The 15,893-nt window shown below is 68.3% G+C and carries 17 protein-coding genes; 6 read left to right on the top strand and 11 right to left on the bottom strand.

The features are described 5' to 3' along the window. Nucleotides 1–256: 256 nt before the first annotated feature. The 11 genes from AB0I23_RS27385 to AB0I23_RS27335 form a co-directional block, all read right to left on the bottom strand. Complete coding sequence (locus tag AB0I23_RS27385) at nt 257–2,731, bottom strand: DEAD/DEAH box helicase (RefSeq protein WP_359113144.1); 2,475 nt, start codon at nt 2,729–2,731, stop codon at nt 257–259. Nucleotides 2,732–2,847: 116 nt separating this feature from the next. Next, the gene (locus AB0I23_RS27380) at nt 2,848–3,519 is read right to left on the bottom strand and encodes an AAA family ATPase (protein WP_359113142.1); all 672 of its coding nucleotides are present in this window, start codon (nt 3,517–3,519) and stop codon (nt 2,848–2,850) included. Further along, nucleotides 3,519–3,935 carry a hypothetical protein gene (locus tag AB0I23_RS27375; RefSeq protein WP_359113141.1) on the bottom strand — a complete coding sequence of 139 codons (417 nt, stop codon included), beginning with the start codon at nt 3,933–3,935 and terminating at the stop codon, nt 3,519–3,521. Before AB0I23_RS27375 ends, AB0I23_RS27380 begins: the two co-directional genes overlap by 1 nt. 70 nt (nt 3,936–4,005) lie before the next feature. Continuing rightward, nucleotides 4,006–4,176: a hypothetical protein gene (locus AB0I23_RS27370; protein ID WP_359113139.1), complete on the bottom strand. Its 171-nt coding sequence runs from the start codon at nt 4,174–4,176 to the stop codon at nt 4,006–4,008. A 167-nt stretch (nt 4,177–4,343) separates the two neighbouring features. After that, a complete protein-coding gene (locus AB0I23_RS27365) occupies nt 4,344–5,153 on the bottom strand; it encodes a hypothetical protein (RefSeq protein ID WP_359113137.1) in 810 nt (269 codons plus the stop codon). Further along, complete coding sequence (locus AB0I23_RS27360; RefSeq protein ID WP_359113135.1) at nt 5,150–5,401, bottom strand: hypothetical protein; 252 nt, start codon at nt 5,399–5,401, stop codon at nt 5,150–5,152. The genes AB0I23_RS27365 and AB0I23_RS27360 overlap by 4 nt, the downstream gene beginning before the upstream one ends. Then, on the bottom strand, nt 5,398–7,581 hold the full coding sequence (locus AB0I23_RS27355) for a Mucin-19 (protein ID WP_436847008.1): 2,184 nt from the start codon (nt 7,579–7,581) through the stop codon (nt 5,398–5,400). Before AB0I23_RS27355 ends, AB0I23_RS27360 begins: the two co-directional genes overlap by 4 nt. A gap of 46 nt (nt 7,582–7,627) precedes the next feature. Then, nucleotides 7,628–7,843 (bottom strand): hypothetical protein, encoded by a 216-nt coding sequence (locus AB0I23_RS27350; RefSeq protein ID WP_359113131.1) that lies wholly within the window; start codon nt 7,841–7,843, stop codon nt 7,628–7,630. 219 nt (nt 7,844–8,062) lie between these two features. After that, on the bottom strand, nt 8,063–9,445 hold the full coding sequence (dnaB, locus tag AB0I23_RS27345; protein WP_359113129.1) for a replicative DNA helicase: 1,383 nt from the start codon (nt 9,443–9,445) through the stop codon (nt 8,063–8,065). 80 nt (nt 9,446–9,525) lie between these two features. Next, the gene (locus tag AB0I23_RS27340) at nt 9,526–10,950 is read right to left on the bottom strand and encodes a hypothetical protein (RefSeq protein ID WP_359113127.1); all 1,425 of its coding nucleotides are present in this window, start codon (nt 10,948–10,950) and stop codon (nt 9,526–9,528) included. A gap of 1,079 nt (nt 10,951–12,029) precedes the next feature. Continuing rightward, nucleotides 12,030–12,758: a GntR family transcriptional regulator gene (locus AB0I23_RS27335; RefSeq protein ID WP_359113182.1), complete on the bottom strand. Its 729-nt coding sequence runs from the start codon at nt 12,756–12,758 to the stop codon at nt 12,030–12,032. A 444-nt stretch (nt 12,759–13,202) separates the two neighbouring features. Here AB0I23_RS27335 and AB0I23_RS27330 point away from each other — a divergent pair, with 444 nt between their 5' ends. The 6 genes from AB0I23_RS27330 (at nt 13,203) to AB0I23_RS27305 (ending at nt 15,757) form a co-directional block, all read left to right on the top strand. Then, the gene (locus AB0I23_RS27330) at nt 13,203–14,006 is read left to right on the top strand and encodes a hypothetical protein (protein ID WP_267010116.1); all 804 of its coding nucleotides are present in this window, start codon (nt 13,203–13,205) and stop codon (nt 14,004–14,006) included. Between the two features lie 90 nt (nt 14,007–14,096). Further along, nucleotides 14,097–14,441: a hypothetical protein gene (locus tag AB0I23_RS27325; protein WP_267010117.1), complete on the top strand. Its 345-nt coding sequence runs from the start codon at nt 14,097–14,099 to the stop codon at nt 14,439–14,441. A gap of 147 nt (nt 14,442–14,588) precedes the next feature. Continuing rightward, nucleotides 14,589–14,960, top strand: coding sequence for a hypothetical protein (locus AB0I23_RS27320; protein WP_436847006.1), 372 nt, complete (start codon nt 14,589–14,591; stop codon nt 14,958–14,960). Continuing rightward, nucleotides 14,957–15,091, top strand: coding sequence for a hypothetical protein (locus AB0I23_RS27315; protein ID WP_267010118.1), 135 nt, complete (start codon nt 14,957–14,959; stop codon nt 15,089–15,091). Before AB0I23_RS27320 ends, AB0I23_RS27315 begins: the two co-directional genes overlap by 4 nt. A gap of 52 nt (nt 15,092–15,143) precedes the next feature. Further along, nucleotides 15,144–15,329: a hypothetical protein gene (locus tag AB0I23_RS27310; protein ID WP_359113125.1), complete on the top strand. Its 186-nt coding sequence runs from the start codon at nt 15,144–15,146 to the stop codon at nt 15,327–15,329. A gap of 53 nt (nt 15,330–15,382) precedes the next feature. Next, nucleotides 15,383–15,757, top strand: coding sequence for a hypothetical protein (locus AB0I23_RS27305; protein WP_359113123.1), 375 nt, complete (start codon nt 15,383–15,385; stop codon nt 15,755–15,757). The last annotated feature ends 136 nt before the right edge of the window (nt 15,758–15,893 follow it).

The raw sequence follows: 15,893 nt of genomic DNA, 5'->3' as shown, positions 1-15,893 counted from the left end.
CCTTCGGCGACGTACCGGCTGCGGGCGATCACCTCCAAGGTTTGCCAGAGAGCCCGCTCGTACCCAGATCCCTTGTGCTTCATCGTCGCCGTTGACGCCAACGCAGCACCCCTGTGCTTGGGTACGTTGCGCGTACTGCGTGCACCCCCTAGCGCGCAGTCCGAAGCCGACCTCCGCGTGATCATCCCAAGCACCCCTATGACCTCAGGGAGTCAAGAACTACGCTGACCGCCCCGTCCGGACTCAAATTGCTTCATCACCAGCGCATGCCGAGGTCGGTCAGCTCCTTCACGCGCTCGGGTGCCAGTTTCGTTGCCTTCACGCGCTGCTGACTAATCCAGGCGCCGAGCCGCACAGCCTGGTCACCGACCGGCTCAGTGTGGCTTCGCGGCACTTCCAGGTGCCCCTCGCGCTTGTGGTACTGCCGGGCGGCGGTCAGGTTGTCGGCCCACATCTCGGCCCGGGTGCGCTTGGCCGGCGCGGCTGTGATGTTCAGCGTGCCCGTGAGCATCGCCTGCTGAGGCATGGTCAGCTTGGCGAAGCCGGCGCGCTGGGCGGCGGCCCACTTGCCCAGGTCCTCGCCGTCCGCGATGGCTACACCTGCCTTGTCGGGCAGAGTGCCACCGGCCTTGGTGTGGAGCCAGGCAAGCCGGAAGGCCCGTTGCCAGTCGATGCTCCAGGTCGGACACCAGCCCGGGTCGATCTCTTCCAGCGCGTTCCGACGCTCGTCGGACAGGGGAGCGGCGGTGCCTTCCGGCTCGGGGAGTCCTTCGGCGCGGCAGCGGTCGAGCTCGGCGGCCCGGCGCGCGGCAGCCCGCTGATTCTTCAGCCAACGCCCTACCGGGTACTCGCCGAGGACAGCGTCCACTGGTGCAGCGAGTCCGACTTCGTGTTCGTCGGCCCACTTTGCGGCCGCGGCCAGTCCTTCTTCGAAGCTGGTGTCGAAGTGCGACCAGACCATGCCGAGGGCCTGGAGCTGGGCGGTGCGATCGGGGTCCAGGCTGCCGGTGCTGTAGTGGCGGCGGCAGTCGGTGACCCACACGCCGAGCGGGAAATCGGCGGGTGACCAGTCGGTCGGGGTGCGGTAGTCGTACGGCACGCGCAGATCCTGGTGCTCCTTGGCGTAGCGCTGGGCGGCCTGGATGCCGCGCCGCCAGTGGACCCGCTCGGGATTGAGGACGCGCAGCTCGATGAAGGCGGCCAGCTGGCGCGCGTCGCGCGGGGCGGAGAACCGCAGCAGGTCCTTGGCGGGCCGGCTGACCGCCGGAGCCGCCTCGCCGTCGGTGTCCTGGTCCAGGTCCTCGTCGAAGTCGCGGGTCTCGTCGCGGGGCTCGGGGGCGCGGGTCCGTGATGTGCCCGGGTCGGTGAGCTTCTCGATGCGGGCGTCGTGTGCGCGGAGTGCGGCAAGGAGCTTGGCCAGCCCGTTGTACGCGGTCGAGGTGAGCATGGCGTCCGGCTTCTCACCGGGGGCGAGGAATGCTGGCACGACCAGGGTGGCGATCTTCCCTTCGCCCGGGTGCATGCGCAGGGCGCGGCCGACGGCCTGGACCAGGTCGGGCATGGAGCCGCGGACGTCCGCGAAGACGACGGCGTCGCATTCGCGTGTGTCGACTCCCTCGCCGAGGACCTTCACGGACGCGATGAGCGACAGAGCGGTCTCGGTGCCGTTGTCGGTCACGCCGGCGGCGAACTGAGTGAGCACGCGCCGCCGGTGTGCCGGCTTGTGCTCGCCGTGCAGCCACTGCGCCCACACCTGATCCTCTGCGGGGTACAGGTCGGGGTCCTGGGCGTGCAGCTCGGCCGCCTTGCCGGGCAGCCCCAGGGCAAAGGCCTCGGCCTCGGCGACACGCTGGTGGAAGGAGAGAACCCGCTCGAGCTCTTCCTTCGCCGACACCTTCAGCGTCGCTGCCTGCAGGGCGCCGAGCCGCTTGCCGCGGACCTCTTCACTGCCGTCCCCGGCGGTCCGCAGCGCCGTGTTCAGCGCCGGGTCCTGCACGTCGACCACCAGCACCTGGTACGGGGCGACGATGCCCTGCTCGATCGCCTGTTCCAGCGAGAGGTGAAATGCGACCTTGCCGAAGACGCCGTCGGGGTCGTCCAGCATGGACGCGACCAGCTCGCCAGGCCGACGGCGGCCGCCGGTCTCGTCGTCGTCGATCTCGCCGGCCTGCCACACGCGTGGCGTGGCGGTCATGTAGAGGCGCCGCTCGGCCGGGATGCGAGTGTTGTCGTGAACGACGGCCCAGGGCTTGCCCATCCGGCCCGAAACGCGGTGCGCCTCGTCCACGATGATCAAATTCCACAGGGGGAGGCCCACGATGTGGGCCTTCTCCAGGAACCCCAGGCCCAGTGACGCGTAGGTAGCGAAGACGGTGACGCGGCCCGGACCGCGGGTGAGCCGGACCAGCTCGTCGGCGTCGGTGGTGTTGGGGAAGCCCACCTCTTCCGACTTCAGGGAGGAGACGCCGAAGTACGGGCCGGGCCGGCCGCCGTCGCGCCAGGCGCGGGCGGTCTGCTCCAGAAGATCGAGGGAGGGGACCAGAATCAGAACGCGGTCGGCGGCGAGCTCCTCGGCCGTGTGCACGGCCACCAGGGTCTTGCCACTGCCGGTGGCCATGATGACCTGCGTGCGCAGCCCAGCCGGCGGCAACGGTGCATCCTGGGGCAGCTCGAGCTCGCGCACCGTGGCGACGACCGCCTCGGCCTGGTGCTCCCGCAACGGCTTCAGCATCTTCTGTCTCTCACTCTCTGAGCGTTGGATCAGGCTTCCAGGTGGGGGCGGCTACCGTCCAGCTCACCCCAGGGTTTCGCATACAGCGACGCACTCGACGGGCGGGCCCGGCCAGGTCAGCTGCGGTCGCCGCCGACGGTGCGGATGTCGGTGAATCCCTCGTCGGCGAGCAGCGGCATGGCGGCCAGCGTCTGTTCGTGCTGCCGGCGCAGGACGGTGGAGGGGACGCGCCGGCCGGGCGGCCGCTGGGCGTTGCGGGCGTCGCATGTGTCCAGGTCGGTGAGGAACACGACGGCCGCGACGGGCCGGCGATGCCGGCTTGCCTGATCGACCAGGCCGCGGCGGACGCGGGCTTCGACGTTGGTGGAGTCGACGACGGTGGTGAGACCTCGGGCCAGGCGTGCAGGGATCAGTACGTCCTGCAGGGCAACGGCGTCGGGCGTCGCGGACTGGTCGCCGGCGTCACCGGAGACCCGTTCGCGCAGCTCGTCCAGGCAGACCACCCAGTCGCTCGGGAACATCGCCGCGAACCGTGACTTCCCCGATCCGCCGGGGCCTACCGACACCACGAGTGTCCCTGGTTCGAACAGGGCCACCGCCAGGCGCCGTTCGTGGTCGGCGGCGTCTTTTCGGGAGGCCCGCTGGTCGCCGTAGCCGTCCATCCGGACCGGGCATCCTCGCGCGGAGCAGTTCCAGCCGAACGTCTCGCTGCGGGCATTGGTGATGGTGGCAGGCGTCAAAGTCCGGTGCTGATAGGTGAGGTGCGCGACGGGCGCGGCCGCGGCCATCACAGGGCTCGTCCGTCCCCGTCGTACAGCTCCCCGTCGTGACCTTGGTGCGGAACGCTGCCGGCCAGGTCGGCCGCCTCCTGCTCGGCCGCCCAGGCCAGGTACTCCTGACGGACGTAGCCACGGGGGAAGACGACCCACTGGGCATCATCGGGGTGGACCGGTCCGGACGCGGTGCCGTGCTCGGTGTCGAAAGCGATGAGCGTCTGGATCGGTCGCAGGGCTCCGGTCTGCGCCTTCCCGTCGTCCGGGTGGGCGGTCAGGGTCTGCCGGTCCGCGAGCGCGGCCCAGCGCAGCAGCCACTCGCGCTTGGGCATCGAGCGCCGCAGCCGCACCAGGTCGTCGCCTTCCAGGTGCAGCTGAGGCGCCGTGGCGTAGGCGGCTTCGGGGGAGGGGGGCGAGGCGGGGCTGGTCATGACGGGCGACGCTCCTGTCGGTTCGTAGGTGGTGGGCGGCAGTTGCTGCCGCCCACCTGAGGGCGCAAGGTCAGTTCTGCTGGGCGGGGGTCCGGGCGGCGGCGATGTCCTGGAGGGTGGCGCCCAGGTTCAGGGCGTGCTGCACGGCGTCCTGCATGGTGTGCAGGTCGACGATGCTGCGGGTCTGCTGGAGGGTGTCCGCTGCTGCAGCGGCCTGGCCGATGGCGTCCTGCCTGCTCATGCCTGCTTCTCCTCACGGGGCGACTGTGGTTCCGGGGCACCCGGGACCATCTCGCACTCTCATTATGCATATCAAGAGTATGCATATCAAGAGAATCCATTTTGATTTGTGTCGGTGACAGCAGAAGGCCCCGGACAGCAGGCTGTCCGGGGCTTCGGCAGAGCAGGTCAGTCCTCCCGCGGCATCCAGGCCCGGATCTCCAGGCCGACGATCGGAGTGCCGGGCTCGATGCGGTCGTTGTCGACCAGCCACTTCTGCACCGCTGCGGTGACGTCCCCGCCGGCCGCGTCGACCATCGCCTTGAACTCGGCACCGTCGAAGCCTTCCTCGCCGGATCCGGGGCCGCCGCGGTTGTCGGCGTAGGCGCGCTCCTCTGTGCCGTCGCGCCGCTGGACCACATTGCGCCGCACACCGGGGGAGTCGGCCATGCGGCCGGCCGCGTGCTTGAAGGCTCCCTTCTTGGCCCGCACGGTGAAAGCGATCTTCCCGCCGAACTTTGCCGCGTCCTCAACTACCGGCCGCAGCCGGGACGCCCCGGACGCGATGTGCTGTTTGCCGGCCTTGGCCAGCGACGACGCCCAGGTCTTCACCGGCTTGCCGTCCTTCCCGATCACCGCCTTGCCGCGGTTGTCTTTCACGACCTTCTCGGCCCGGCGCTCGTCCTTCCGTCGCACCCGTGCCTTGTAGCCCTCCCGGTTCAAGCGCGGCTGGACGTACGCAGTGGCCAGGGCTTTGAGGCTGGCGATATCCCGGGGGCCGCCGGCCTGCACTTCCTGCACCACGGCCCGGAGCGCTGCCACGAAGCTGGCGCCCTTGTTCTTGGTGAAGAACTGGCTGACCAGGGAAGGGTTGCGGCCGAGGATCTCACCGACCTGCTTCTTGTTGAACCCGGCTGCCAGCAGATCGTCGGTGAGTCGCGCGGCCTCGTTGCGCTGGGCGCGGCGGCCGCCCGTTGCCCGCCTCCTACGCGGCGTCATGCGGCCACCCCCTGATTCTCGTCGTCGGCGCACTCGTGATGGGAGTACGGCGTGGTGTCGTCGTCGAACTGGCCGTCACCCGTCGCGCCGCAGCCGTGGCAGTGCCACTCGGCGCTCCAGGTGACCTCGCCCTCGCGGCCGCAGTCGTGATCCGAGAAGGCGGTGTCCTCGTCGTCCCACAGGGCATCGCCGGATGCGCCGCATGCCGCGTGCTCCCACGTGCCGCCCCATGCCACTTCTGCGCTCACTGGCCTTCCGCCTCCCATGCCTGACGGCCCAGGCCCTGCAGGACGTAGAACTCTTCATCGGTGGTGGGGGTCGGCTGGTCCCACGCCATGGCGCCCTTCAGCAAGTAGTCGCCGGGCTCGCCCCGGTACGGCCACTGAGGGCGGACCGTGCTGTAAATGGCATCGGTGCGGAACGCGAGGATCGACCCGGCCGGCAGGTGCAGCGCACCAGCCTTCAACGGCATGCCCGTCTCCGGGTCCTTGATGCCAGTGCTGGTCGACAGCAGCGCGGCCCGGGCCGCCGACCACACACCGGCCGCCCACTCCGGATGCGCGTACGGGTCCCGGGCAAAACCCGCGTTGCGCTCCCAGGTGACGTGCGTGTCCGAGATACCAGTCAGCCGTGCGCCGTCCGGGATCTCTGGAACCTCGCCGCCGGTACCGAGCTCCAGCGAACCCGTGGTGATGCGCGGCCGCTGCGCGAAGGTGCCGATGCCGTACAGCAGGATCGAACGCACACCGCGCGAGGCGAGCCGTGCGGCCTGGCGTTGCCGTTCATCGCCGTGGATCTCAGCCTGGGCACGCAGGGACTGCCACGCGTCCTTCAGCTTGTTCGACCAGCCCTTGAGCGGGTCGCCTTTCTCCCAGACCAGGCCGTCCAGGATCTCGATCCGCCACGGCTGCAGCGGGTTCCGGAGCGCGAGGTTGACCTCGGCGCCGCCTGCCCAGGTGACGAAGGTGCGGCCGCCCTCGTACGGGTAATGCCAGGCCCGCTCGCCAGGGGCCGGGGCGGGCAGCAGGCCCACGTGGTTCCAGTCCTTCGGGATGGTCACCCGCACCTGCCAGTGCGACGGCGCGAACAGCGCGTCGCTCTGCTCCTTCTCGCTCATGGCGGCGAACGTGGCCGCCGTGACACGCTGCGGCACCCCGACACCGGAGGACCAGGTGTGCTTGGCGTAGGCGAACGTGCGGTCGACCTCGTACCAGGCAGGCACCCGTTCCGGGACACGCGGCGGGGCGATCAGCTCGGTGCGGCCCTGCCCGGCGGTGGCGTGCAGCAGACCACGGATCTCCTGGCTCAGGACGGGAAATCCGTCCGCCCACTTTGCGCCGGCCTTCGCAGGGATGGTCCGTGACCACAGGTCCCGGCCCGTCTGCGACGGCGAGCCCATCAGCACGACGTCGTCCCAGTGCCGGCGCAGCGCCTTCCACAGCAGCACAAACGCCTCGCGGACGGTGGCCGGGTCGGCGCCGGCCGCGTCGAACCACTCGCCCACGGACCGGATTTCGGTGTGCTGGTCCTTGCCGTGCTGCCAGCGGCCCACCGGGTTGCGCGGGTGGACCAGGTGACCGGCCATTCGGTCTTTGCCGCGCGAGGACTCGACCTGCCATCCCTGCGGCAGCGGTCCGTTCAGCCACTCGGCGACCGCGTCCTTGAGGAACTGATGACGCCCTGCCTCTCGGTGCCACGGGTCGCCGGCCGTGACATAGATGCGTTCCACATCCGCCGGGACCGTGGCGTAGACCGCGGTGAGGATCTCCGCAACACTCGCACGGCCCAGGTCCAGCGTGATCGTCCCGCCCTGCCAGACCAGCACGCCGGTCGCGGTGTCCAGGAACGCCATCTGCCGTGTGGCCTGCTTGAACTTGGGCCGGGTCGATGCCAGGTCCGGCTCGGCACGGAACCAGCGGTCGCCCGGCGCCCCCTCCGGGATCGACGGAAGCGTCCGTTCCTCAGCCGGAGCGGGTGTCGGTGCCGGTGCGGCAGGTGCGGGGGAGGGGACCGCTGCCTCGGTGACGATGTCGCCGTCGACACGCAGCTCCTGGTGTGTGTCCGCGGCGCCGACAGTTCGCGGTTCTGCGCGGTCGGCGGCTGGCTCGGACTGTCCGGACGACCGAAGGTCGGGCGCCAGCGCGCCGGTTGATTCCGTGATCGACTGTGCGGCCACCTGGGGCGCTGCGTGATCTTCAGTGGCGGAATCGTTCGGCGACGGCTCTTCAGGCGTGCTGGCGGGGGCCTGGGGGCCCAGCGAGGGCACCAGGGTGACGACGTCGATCACTGAGACGCCGGCGGATGTTGCGAGGCGGTCCGCTTTGGCCTTTTCGTAGGCGCCCAGGGCGCGGATCTTCTCGTCCCGCTGGGCGCGTAGTTTCCCGAGGTCGGCCTGGATCTTCGTGAGCTGTCGTTCCAGCGGCTTCATCTCGTCCCGCACGCCGCGGAGTTCGGCCAGCCCGTCCTGGTAGGCCTTAGCGCTGGTCACCGTTGTCTCCGTCCTGAGGGTCCGCGGCGTACCGCTTGCTCTGCTTGAAAATGTGGTCGCGCGTGTACTGCGTCACCTCGGCGATGTCGGTCTGGGCGCCGTGGTACCGCTGCCTCAGTACATCGATGGCCCGCCAGAACTCGGCTTCGGCCTCCTCTTTGAGGCGATCTGCCTCGTCCCTGCGGTCGGCGCGCTGCCGCAAGGCAGCCTCCACTTCCTTCTTGAGTTCGGCTCGAACGTCTTTGGATGGGCGAGGCGACATAGGGACTCCGCATGGTTCGATGCCGGGCTGGCGGCGGGCGTAGGGCAGGGCGAGGGCGAGAGTGCGCCTCCAGGTGCCGGCTGGCGCAATGCGCGCGACAGAAGCATGCATTGCCAGTGTAGGCATGTCAATAGTAGGCATACACAGGGAATGCATAATTCAGGACTGTGCCATGTCGACGAAACGCGAGTAGTGGCCCTGAAAGGCAACTGTGATCGTCCCCGTGGGCCCGTTGCGGTGCTTGGCCACCATCAGGTCGGCCTCACCCGCCCGCGGAGACTCCTTCTCGTACGCGTCCTCACGGTGCAGCAAGATCACCATGTCGGCGTCCTGCTCGATCGAGCCGGACTCACGCAGGTCGGAGAGCTGAGGCTTCTTCTCGGTGCGCTGCTCGGGTCCGCGGTTGAGCTGAGACAACGCGATAACCGGGATCTCCAACTCCTTAGCCAGCAGCTTGAGATTCCGCGACATGTCGGAGACTTCCTGTTGCCGACTCTCCGGCCTGCGGCTTCCCCCGGACTGCGCCAGCTGCAGGTAGTCCAGAATCATTAGGTCCAGGCCCCGGGTCTGCTTCATGCGCCGTGCCCGGGAGCGGATCTCCATCATCGACAGGTTCGGGGAATCGTCCACGATGAGCGGGGCGGCCTCGATGGCAGGCGTACGTTTGGCCATGCGGTCGAGGTCCCCTTCAGTGACCGTACCGGCACGAATGTGGTGCAAAGCGACACGGGCCTCGGCGCTGTAGAGCCGCTGCGTGATCTCGGCCCGGCCCATTTCCAGGGAGAAGAACGCCGTTGTCATGCCGTGTTTGATTGAGACGGCGCGGGCAATGTCCAGCGCGAGCGTGGACTTGCCCATGGCCGGGCGGGCGCCAATGATGATGAGTTGGCCGGACTGGAGGCCGTTGGTCAGGGCGTCGAAGTCGGTAAACCCCGTCGACAGGCCACTCACCTTGTCGGCGCCGTTCATCCGTGCGTCGAGGTCGTCCCAGAAACCAGGCAGATCCGTGCGAACGTAAGCGTAGTTGGCGGACTCGTCCCTGCCAGCCAGGGCCTTGAGGACCTCGGCCTCTACCGCGTTCCTGATGTCGTCGAGCTCCCCCTCGCCGGAATTGCTGAGCTGCGTAATCCGCATCCCGGCCTGGGCCAGCCGACGCAGCACGGCCCGTTCGTGCACGATTTCGGCGTAGTACCCGACGTTCGCAGCCGTAGGCGCGGACTGCACCAGCTCGTGCAGGTAGGGAGCACCCCCCACCTTGGCGAGCTCACCGCGCTTAACAAGCTCGGCGGCGACCGTGATCGGGTCCACCGGCTCGTGCTTGGCATGCAGATCCAGGATTGCGGCCTGGACCGTCTCGTGCGCCGGACGGTAGTAGTCGCGCTGCTGCATCGGGGACTCGATCCAGTCCTCGATGGCGTCCTTGCTCTGCAGCTGGCCGCCCAGCACGGACGTTTCCGCTTCCATATCGTGCGGCGGCAACCTGTCCTGGCGGGGAATCTCCATAGGGCCATCGGCAAGGCCGGCGGGTGCGACGATAGACATGTGAATCTCCTCCTGGGGGTTCTCCACTGCGGCGGCCGGTTCTTGTCGGGAGCGGCCGCCGCAGGAGTGGTCGTAATGGGTCAGGCGGACTGACCGGCCCGCAGCCGGGCCAGGAGCCCAGCCCCGTCGACAGCCGCGGGTTCGGACTTCCCCCGCTGCTGCCGCTCACGTTCGGCGAGACGGCAGGGTGAGCAGTCGTCGGCCCGGAACGCAGGATGCCGCTCACACATCCCTTCCGCCGGACGTCGCTCCGCAGCCCGACGCGCTGCACCAGTTGCCTTGTCGCGTGCTGGCAGACGGCCGATCCGGTGCGTTTCCAAGATCAGCTCGTAGTTGTTCACGCCGTTCGGGTTGGACATGAGCTGGTTCTGAAGTTTGCTATCGAACTCCCAACCCCGCTCCAGCGATTTCACTGCGAGGAGTGGAGCCAGCCGCGCTGCACTTTCGGGGCTGAGGGCCCACGGGCCGGTCAGTCCCGAAAGGAACACCCGCGCTTCCTCGACCCGCTCGGCAGACACGCCCTCTGGAAGAGCATCACCAGCCAGCTGGTCGCGATCACCGAGGGATAGCGCCCGAGGCTGCCCAGGCACCTGTCCGACGGCTGACCGCTCGCGCGGCAGGCTCTTGCGGACAGCCTGGTATCGGGGCAGGTCCTGGATCCGATCCCGCAGCACCGACACCGTGCTTCGGCGTGCCTGGGAACGCCGGGTGAGCTCGTTCACCAGGTCGGCACCCAGTGGCCAGCCCTGCTCCTGGATCGCCTCGGCCAGTAGCGGCGCAAGCTCCTCAACGGACTTCCGGCCGCACGCCCACCGTCCAGGAAGCTCGGCAAGGAACTCGGCCGCAGCCGCTACTGCTGTTGCCGAGGCGCCAGGTGTGATGGAGGAGGGCTTAAGGGAGGAGGAATCCTCCTCCTCCCTATAGGGGGGTGTGGGGGGTGCACCGTGATTGGAGGCACATGGAGCGACCTGCGATTTTGCCTGATCCACCATGCTTGGCGGATCACCATGGGTGGTCATTGGAGGCACATGGGCTGACCTGCGGATTTCTGCCTTTGCCGTGCCGGGGAGCATCCATGTGCGCTCATTGGAGGCATGTGGTCCGACCTGCGGTTTTGCCTCGAACTCGGTGACGATCCCGATCTGCTCCTGAGGGGGCATCTGCCGCTTCGAGATCTCGTAGCGCATCCCGGTCATCCGCCCGTCCTCGCCCTTGACGCGGAAAGCGCGGACGTACCCGGCCTCACGGATCAACTTGAGTTCGCGGCGCACAGCATCCTCACCGAGCGGCTTGCCGTTGGCCGACTTCCAGCCCAGGGCGTCGAACCAGCTCACAAGCTGACCGACGTTGAACTCGGCCGACGCCGGCAAAAACCAGATTGCCTGCAGGACCGTGAGCGTCAGCGGCTGCCACCCGTGACCGAAGAAGGTCTCCTCGGTCACAGTCACCGACGGCTCGGTCTCAATCGCCCGAGACCAGGTTTCCCGTCCCGAACGCTCACTCATTGGAGCACCACCGTCAGGACGGTCCCCGAAGGAGACTCGAGGGAGCGCCGAACAGGCGGGGATACGTCAGCGGGGTGCACTTCATCGTTGTGCACGGCACACCTCCTTGTGGATGTTGTGCCGAGAACACTCCTCACCCTGGCTTGCCCAAAGGCTTGCCCAGAGCGCGGTGGGACCAAGTTGGAGGCTTGCCCACGATGAGGAGCTGCGGGCAAGGTGCTGTGGGCAAGGCCCCAATTCGTGCCCAACAGGAGATCTGCGGTGGCCGGCCTGACAGCCTGGACGGCGACGTCTGGGACCGCGGCATGTAGGAGCCGACGGCGGTATTGCGGGCGGAACATTTGGCGTGTCTCCCCTGATTCAGGGGAGCCGTGACCGGTGGATGTGACCTGGCGCAAACCCAGATAGTGGCTTCCCGCCTTGCGGAACGCCTATTGTGGGTGGAGGTGACCACGCGGACCGGGCAGGTCCACGAATCACCCCGGCGAGGTCGCCTCACCGGACACGACTCGAGCTTGGTAGGCGTGGAGTCGTTGTGTTTCAGATGGCCGCTCCTGTTCGCGCAGGGCGGCCATCGGCATGTCATGGGGGTTGCATAAAGGCGGGTGCAACATGAGGCGGCGTGTCGCTAGATGCGATCAGCGCTTGACCGCCGGTTGATACGCGTAGCCTGCTGACCAACGCAGGCACCTCCCATCCAGGTGCTTGATCGCGCGTCGGGCTTCCACACACCAACGCTGCGACCGGCAGGCCCCTTCGGGGGCCTGTTCGCGTTTCGCGGAGCACATCTTCCTCCCCTCAAAGCTGCAATGCAGTCACTATGTGGATGCCGGAGTGTCGACTCCGGCCGCTCAAACTGGTCGGTCAAGTACCGAGGGCACACTGTCCGGCCGACCGGCGTAGACGATGTGCGGTTCCCGCTCGGTCAATGGATGGAAGCGACCTGTCCTTGAGGACCGGCGCCTCGCGGACATGGAACCGTCCTCGAGGAAGGCCTCGACCGTAGGGGCCATAACGGCGGATCATCTCCTCTTCAGTTCAGTGGCGGTCAGCTGGGCGCGGCAAGTCCGGTCGGGGTGCTAGGCATCGAAGTCGTACTCGAGAACGTAGGCCTGTGAGTCCAACGTCATTTCGTTGAGCTCCACAGCGCGGCCCTCGTCTGTGTAGGCGGTTCGACAGACTTTGATCACAGGCGTGCTGCCCGACAGATTCAGGGCGGCCCTCTCGTCGTCGGAGGGCATACGAACCTGGATCTCCTCTCGAAAACGGGCCGGGGCGAAGCCCAGGTCGGCGAGGCGCGCGTAGATACCCCCGGGCCCTGTGTCCGCCTCCGTGATGGCGGTCCCCTCGACCAGCGCGAGGGGTAGGTACGACGTTGAAATCAGCACAGGACGGCCCTCAACGATGTGCCGGCGGTATCGAGCGAAGGCGTGTTCGTCTTTTCCGAGATCCAGGACATCCGCGATCTTGCCGGGAGGCGTCACGGGGCCCAGCACTCTGCTCTCAACGGTCAGGTCTCGACTGTCGTCAGCGGAGAAGATGGAGGCGCCGCTTGCCCAGTTCTCCCGTGCCAGCCGGGCGACACCGCGCCGCCGAATCGGCGTGAACGAAGCAAGGACGAAGAAGCCGGCTCCCTTGCGCGATTCGGCCACGCCCTCAGTCGCGAGCGTTCGCAGGGCCTGACGGGCGGTCATGGCGGCTACGCCATACTCCGCGGCCAGGGGATTCTCGCCTGGGAGCCGATCTCCAGGGCCGTACTGGCCCGCATCGATCGCTGCCTGCAAGTCATCGGCAATCTGCCGGAACATCGGTTTCTCGCGCTTTCGGCCAGTCACTCCCTCTCCCTACCTCGCTAGCGATCCTACGGTCCACGGGAAACGCCGATCACGCGGCATCCGACACGGATAGTACATCGCTAGCGAGGTGTTGACATCAATAGCGAGGCGGTGGTTTTCTTGGGACATCGCTAGCGAGGTCCGCAACGGCCGCCTGGCGTAGCCGATCGTGCGGTCGTGCAGCTTCGAGGCGACCTGATCGGCAAAACAGCTCCACTGCAGGAAGTTGTCTGCCTCTCACGAGGTGGCCGGGGTTGATAGCCAGACCAAATCCCCCGGGTTCTCGACTCACCTGCATGCACGTCGCAGCGCATGCGCTGTCCGTCCTCCAGGACGCCGGGCCTCCCGTGCGACCTGGCGGGCGGAGAGGGCACCGCGACGCAGCCCCGCCCCCGCCGTACGGAAGGAGATTGCTCAATGTCCGTCACGTCTGCGATGCCCACGGCCAAGGAGCGCAAGACCCGGACCCGCACCAAGCGGGTCAGTAACCGCCCCGCGATCACCGTCTCGAAGATGCTCCCCAACCTGATCGACCTGCTCCCCGGCACGGAGAGCCTGGTCTGCCCGGACTGCGAGACCTGGTGCCCCATCACCGGGCACGACGGCCGTACGCCGAAGCTCGTTCCTCACCACACCAGCCGCGCCCGCACCCCGCAGGCGCGCCGATGCAGCGGGAGCAACCGCCGGGTGCAGATCGACCTGACGATCCCGCAGTGGCACCAGCAGCTGGCCGACGCCATCAAGGAAACGTCGTCCCGGCGCGCGACCAACGTCCTGCGCAAGCCCAAGGTGGCCGTGGCGCCGGCGGTCCCCCAGATCACACCTCGCCCGCTCAGCCCGAAGACGGCCCGCACGGCGTACCAGACGCACATCACGCAGTGCCCGACCTGTACGGCCCGCGCTCGCTGCACCGAACGGGCACGCCTGGCCGAGACCGTTGCTCGTCTGATCCGCCAGGAACCGCGCCGCCAGCAGATCCGCGCGATCCTCGCCCGGGAGCGGGCACGGTTCGACCAGGCATACGCCGCCCAGGCGGCGAAGGATCGGGCAGCAGAGTGGGCCAAGCAGGCCGAGACGAAGGTGTTGAGAAGCGCGTTGGCCAAGAAGGCCGGCACGTCGACCGAGGAGCTCAACAACACCTGCCGGATTCGCCCGGCCAACACGGTCTCGGAATTCCGAGGCCCCGCCCTCCCGACGGAACCCCTTCGGATCACCGCCTGACCCTCTTTCACCTGCATGTCTCAAGAACCACCAGCCCCTGGGAAACCTCCCAGGGGCTTCTTCCTGTCCCGCCTCGAAGGAGTTCTTCCCATGCGCGTCTCGCTGGCCACTCTCTACGCCCGCCACTCCGCACGCCTCGCCGCTCGCGTTGCCGAGCGCCTGAACGAGACCGGCGCTGACCCGATCGCCGACGTTGACGACGTCACCCAGGACGTATGGGTCCTCGCAGCCCAACTCCTCGCAATGCCTGCGCAGGAGAACGCGTGGGCGGTCCTCACCTCCCTGCTCGACCAGGTGCTCGCCGCCATGGAGTCCGGCCCCGACCGGGAGGTGCCTTCCGGCATGGAGCTGCCCGCTGCGCGCGGTCTGCCTCCGAAGCCGATGGCGGCGCTGCCGTCTCCGGCGGTCGAACTGGCCTCCGCAGCCGCCGCCTGACCTGCACTCCGCGACGAACGACCACGGCCGTCGCCATCCCGACGAACCAGGGATGGCGGCGGCCGCGGCTGCTCGTACGGCAGCCAAAACAGCGACAACCCCAGGGATTAGGGCCCCGGGGCTGTCCAGGACCTAGTAGGAGGCCCCGTGAACGTCATGATCGCACAACCCACCCGACAGCTCATCGGCATCAGTCCGGCGCGCATCTCCCCGCGTGCCGGGACGATCGACGACATCCGCCGCGAGGACGACTGCGGCGGGGACGACGGACGCGGATACGAGCGGGACGAGACCGACCGCTTCCACCAGCTCGTCGACCACCTGGTCGCCGACGGCGACGACCATGCCCGGGCTGCTGGCCGCCGGGCCCGCCGTACGCTCACCGAGATGGTGCCGGGCTACACCCGCCAGCCGGTCCTGCACCTGACCCGCCCGCTCAACTTCCGGGCGGCAGACGACGCGTGCGTGCTGTGCGGCTACTGGACGTGCCGCTGCGGCAGTGCCGGGGTGGCCCGATGACGTGCACCTCCTGTGGCGGCTCTGGCCAGCAGATGGTCACCGTCAACCACGTCGGTGCGGATGGCACCCCCTATCAGGGTGTCGAGATGCAGACCTGCACCGGCTGCAACGGCTCCGGACAGGCGAGCTGACTGAGCCCTGGACCTCCACATACGCGGTGCCCGCGTCGCCCAGCACAGGGCGATGCGGGCCATTGCCGCACGCGGCCTGGCCCACCCACTCACCCTCGCCCTGCTGGCGGCCGCCGCCACGGCGGCCGCCAAGGCCTGGGACGCCGGCCACCGCGTCAACGACACCCATCCCGCACTGCCTTCCATTCGGGAGGCACCGCCCCTCATGCCCAACCACCGGCTCGGCCGTCGCAGCTGACGACCTGCCGGACCCACCGGCTCATGCCGGTCCACACGATGCGAGGAGAACACATGGCACAGCAGCCTCAGATGGAGGCCACGCGTTCCACGACCACCTACAAGCGGGGCGACATGGTTCTGTTCCGCGACGTCGAGAAGTTCTGGCTCGGGAAGCCTGGCCACACGTTCGTCGGCCGGGTGGAGCGGTCCTGGCGGCACGTCGACACCGGCAAGGTCCTCTACGACCTGGTCGAGCTGAGCGGCAACCGCTACGTCACGGGGATCGACCCCGATTACATGCGCCTGCTTCCGGCGACGGACGCGATGCATGACATCGACACCGCGCCACTGAGCGAGCCGGACCCTGGGGCGATGACCCCGGCCGCCGTGGCCTGGCTGCGCCAGCACCTCGGGCAGGACAGCAGCACGCTTCCTGCCCGGCACTGACCACCTGCCCCCAGCAGAGGGCCCTCCGAGTCCCCGGCATTTCAGCTGCCGGGGCCTCGGAGGGCCTGGTCACGACCCTACCGATCGACGCCGACCCGCGGTGACCTCTTACACGGAGGCGCCAGAACCTAAGAGA

Origin of the sequence: Streptomyces atratus, from assembly GCF_040655115.1 — a bacterium.
GTDB classification, from domain to species: Bacteria; Actinomycetota; Actinomycetes; order Streptomycetales; family Streptomycetaceae; genus Streptomyces; species Streptomyces atratus_D.
Note: the sequence above shows the minus strand (reverse complement) of the source record. Positions and strands in the feature narration are given on the sequence as shown.

Excerpts from the sequence above, each read along its gene's own strand:
- AB0I23_RS27385 (WP_359113144.1), bottom strand. The coding sequence starts at position 2,731 with ATGCTGAAGCCGTTGCGGGAGCACCAGGCCGAGGCGGTCGTCGCCACG.
- AB0I23_RS27330 (WP_267010116.1), top strand. The coding sequence starts at position 13,203 with ATGTCCGTCACGTCTGCGATGCCCACGGCCAAGGAGCGCAAGACCCGG.
- AB0I23_RS27365 (WP_359113137.1), bottom strand. The coding sequence starts at position 5,153 with ATGACGCCGCGTAGGAGGCGGGCAACGGGCGGCCGCCGCGCCCAGCGC.
- AB0I23_RS27380 (WP_359113142.1), bottom strand. The coding sequence starts at position 3,519 with ATGGCCGCGGCCGCGCCCGTCGCGCACCTCACCTATCAGCACCGGACT.
- AB0I23_RS27310 (WP_359113125.1), top strand. The coding sequence starts at position 15,144 with ATGCGGGCCATTGCCGCACGCGGCCTGGCCCACCCACTCACCCTCGCC.
- AB0I23_RS27305 (WP_359113123.1), top strand. The coding sequence starts at position 15,383 with ATGGCACAGCAGCCTCAGATGGAGGCCACGCGTTCCACGACCACCTAC.
- AB0I23_RS27325 (WP_267010117.1), top strand. The coding sequence starts at position 14,097 with ATGCGCGTCTCGCTGGCCACTCTCTACGCCCGCCACTCCGCACGCCTC.
- AB0I23_RS27370 (WP_359113139.1), bottom strand. The coding sequence starts at position 4,176 with ATGAGCAGGCAGGACGCCATCGGCCAGGCCGCTGCAGCAGCGGACACC.
- AB0I23_RS27355 (WP_436847008.1), bottom strand. The coding sequence starts at position 7,581 with ATGAAGCCGCTGGAACGACAGCTCACGAAGATCCAGGCCGACCTCGGG.
- AB0I23_RS27335 (WP_359113182.1), bottom strand. The coding sequence starts at position 12,758 with ATGTTCCGGCAGATTGCCGATGACTTGCAGGCAGCGATCGATGCGGGC.
- AB0I23_RS27375 (WP_359113141.1), bottom strand. The coding sequence starts at position 3,935 with ATGACCAGCCCCGCCTCGCCCCCCTCCCCCGAAGCCGCCTACGCCACG.
- AB0I23_RS27315 (WP_267010118.1), top strand. The coding sequence starts at position 14,957 with ATGACGTGCACCTCCTGTGGCGGCTCTGGCCAGCAGATGGTCACCGTC.
- AB0I23_RS27340 (WP_359113127.1), bottom strand. The coding sequence starts at position 10,950 with ATGAGTGAGCGTTCGGGACGGGAAACCTGGTCTCGGGCGATTGAGACC.
- dnaB (WP_359113129.1), bottom strand. The coding sequence starts at position 9,445 with ATGTCTATCGTCGCACCCGCCGGCCTTGCCGATGGCCCTATGGAGATT.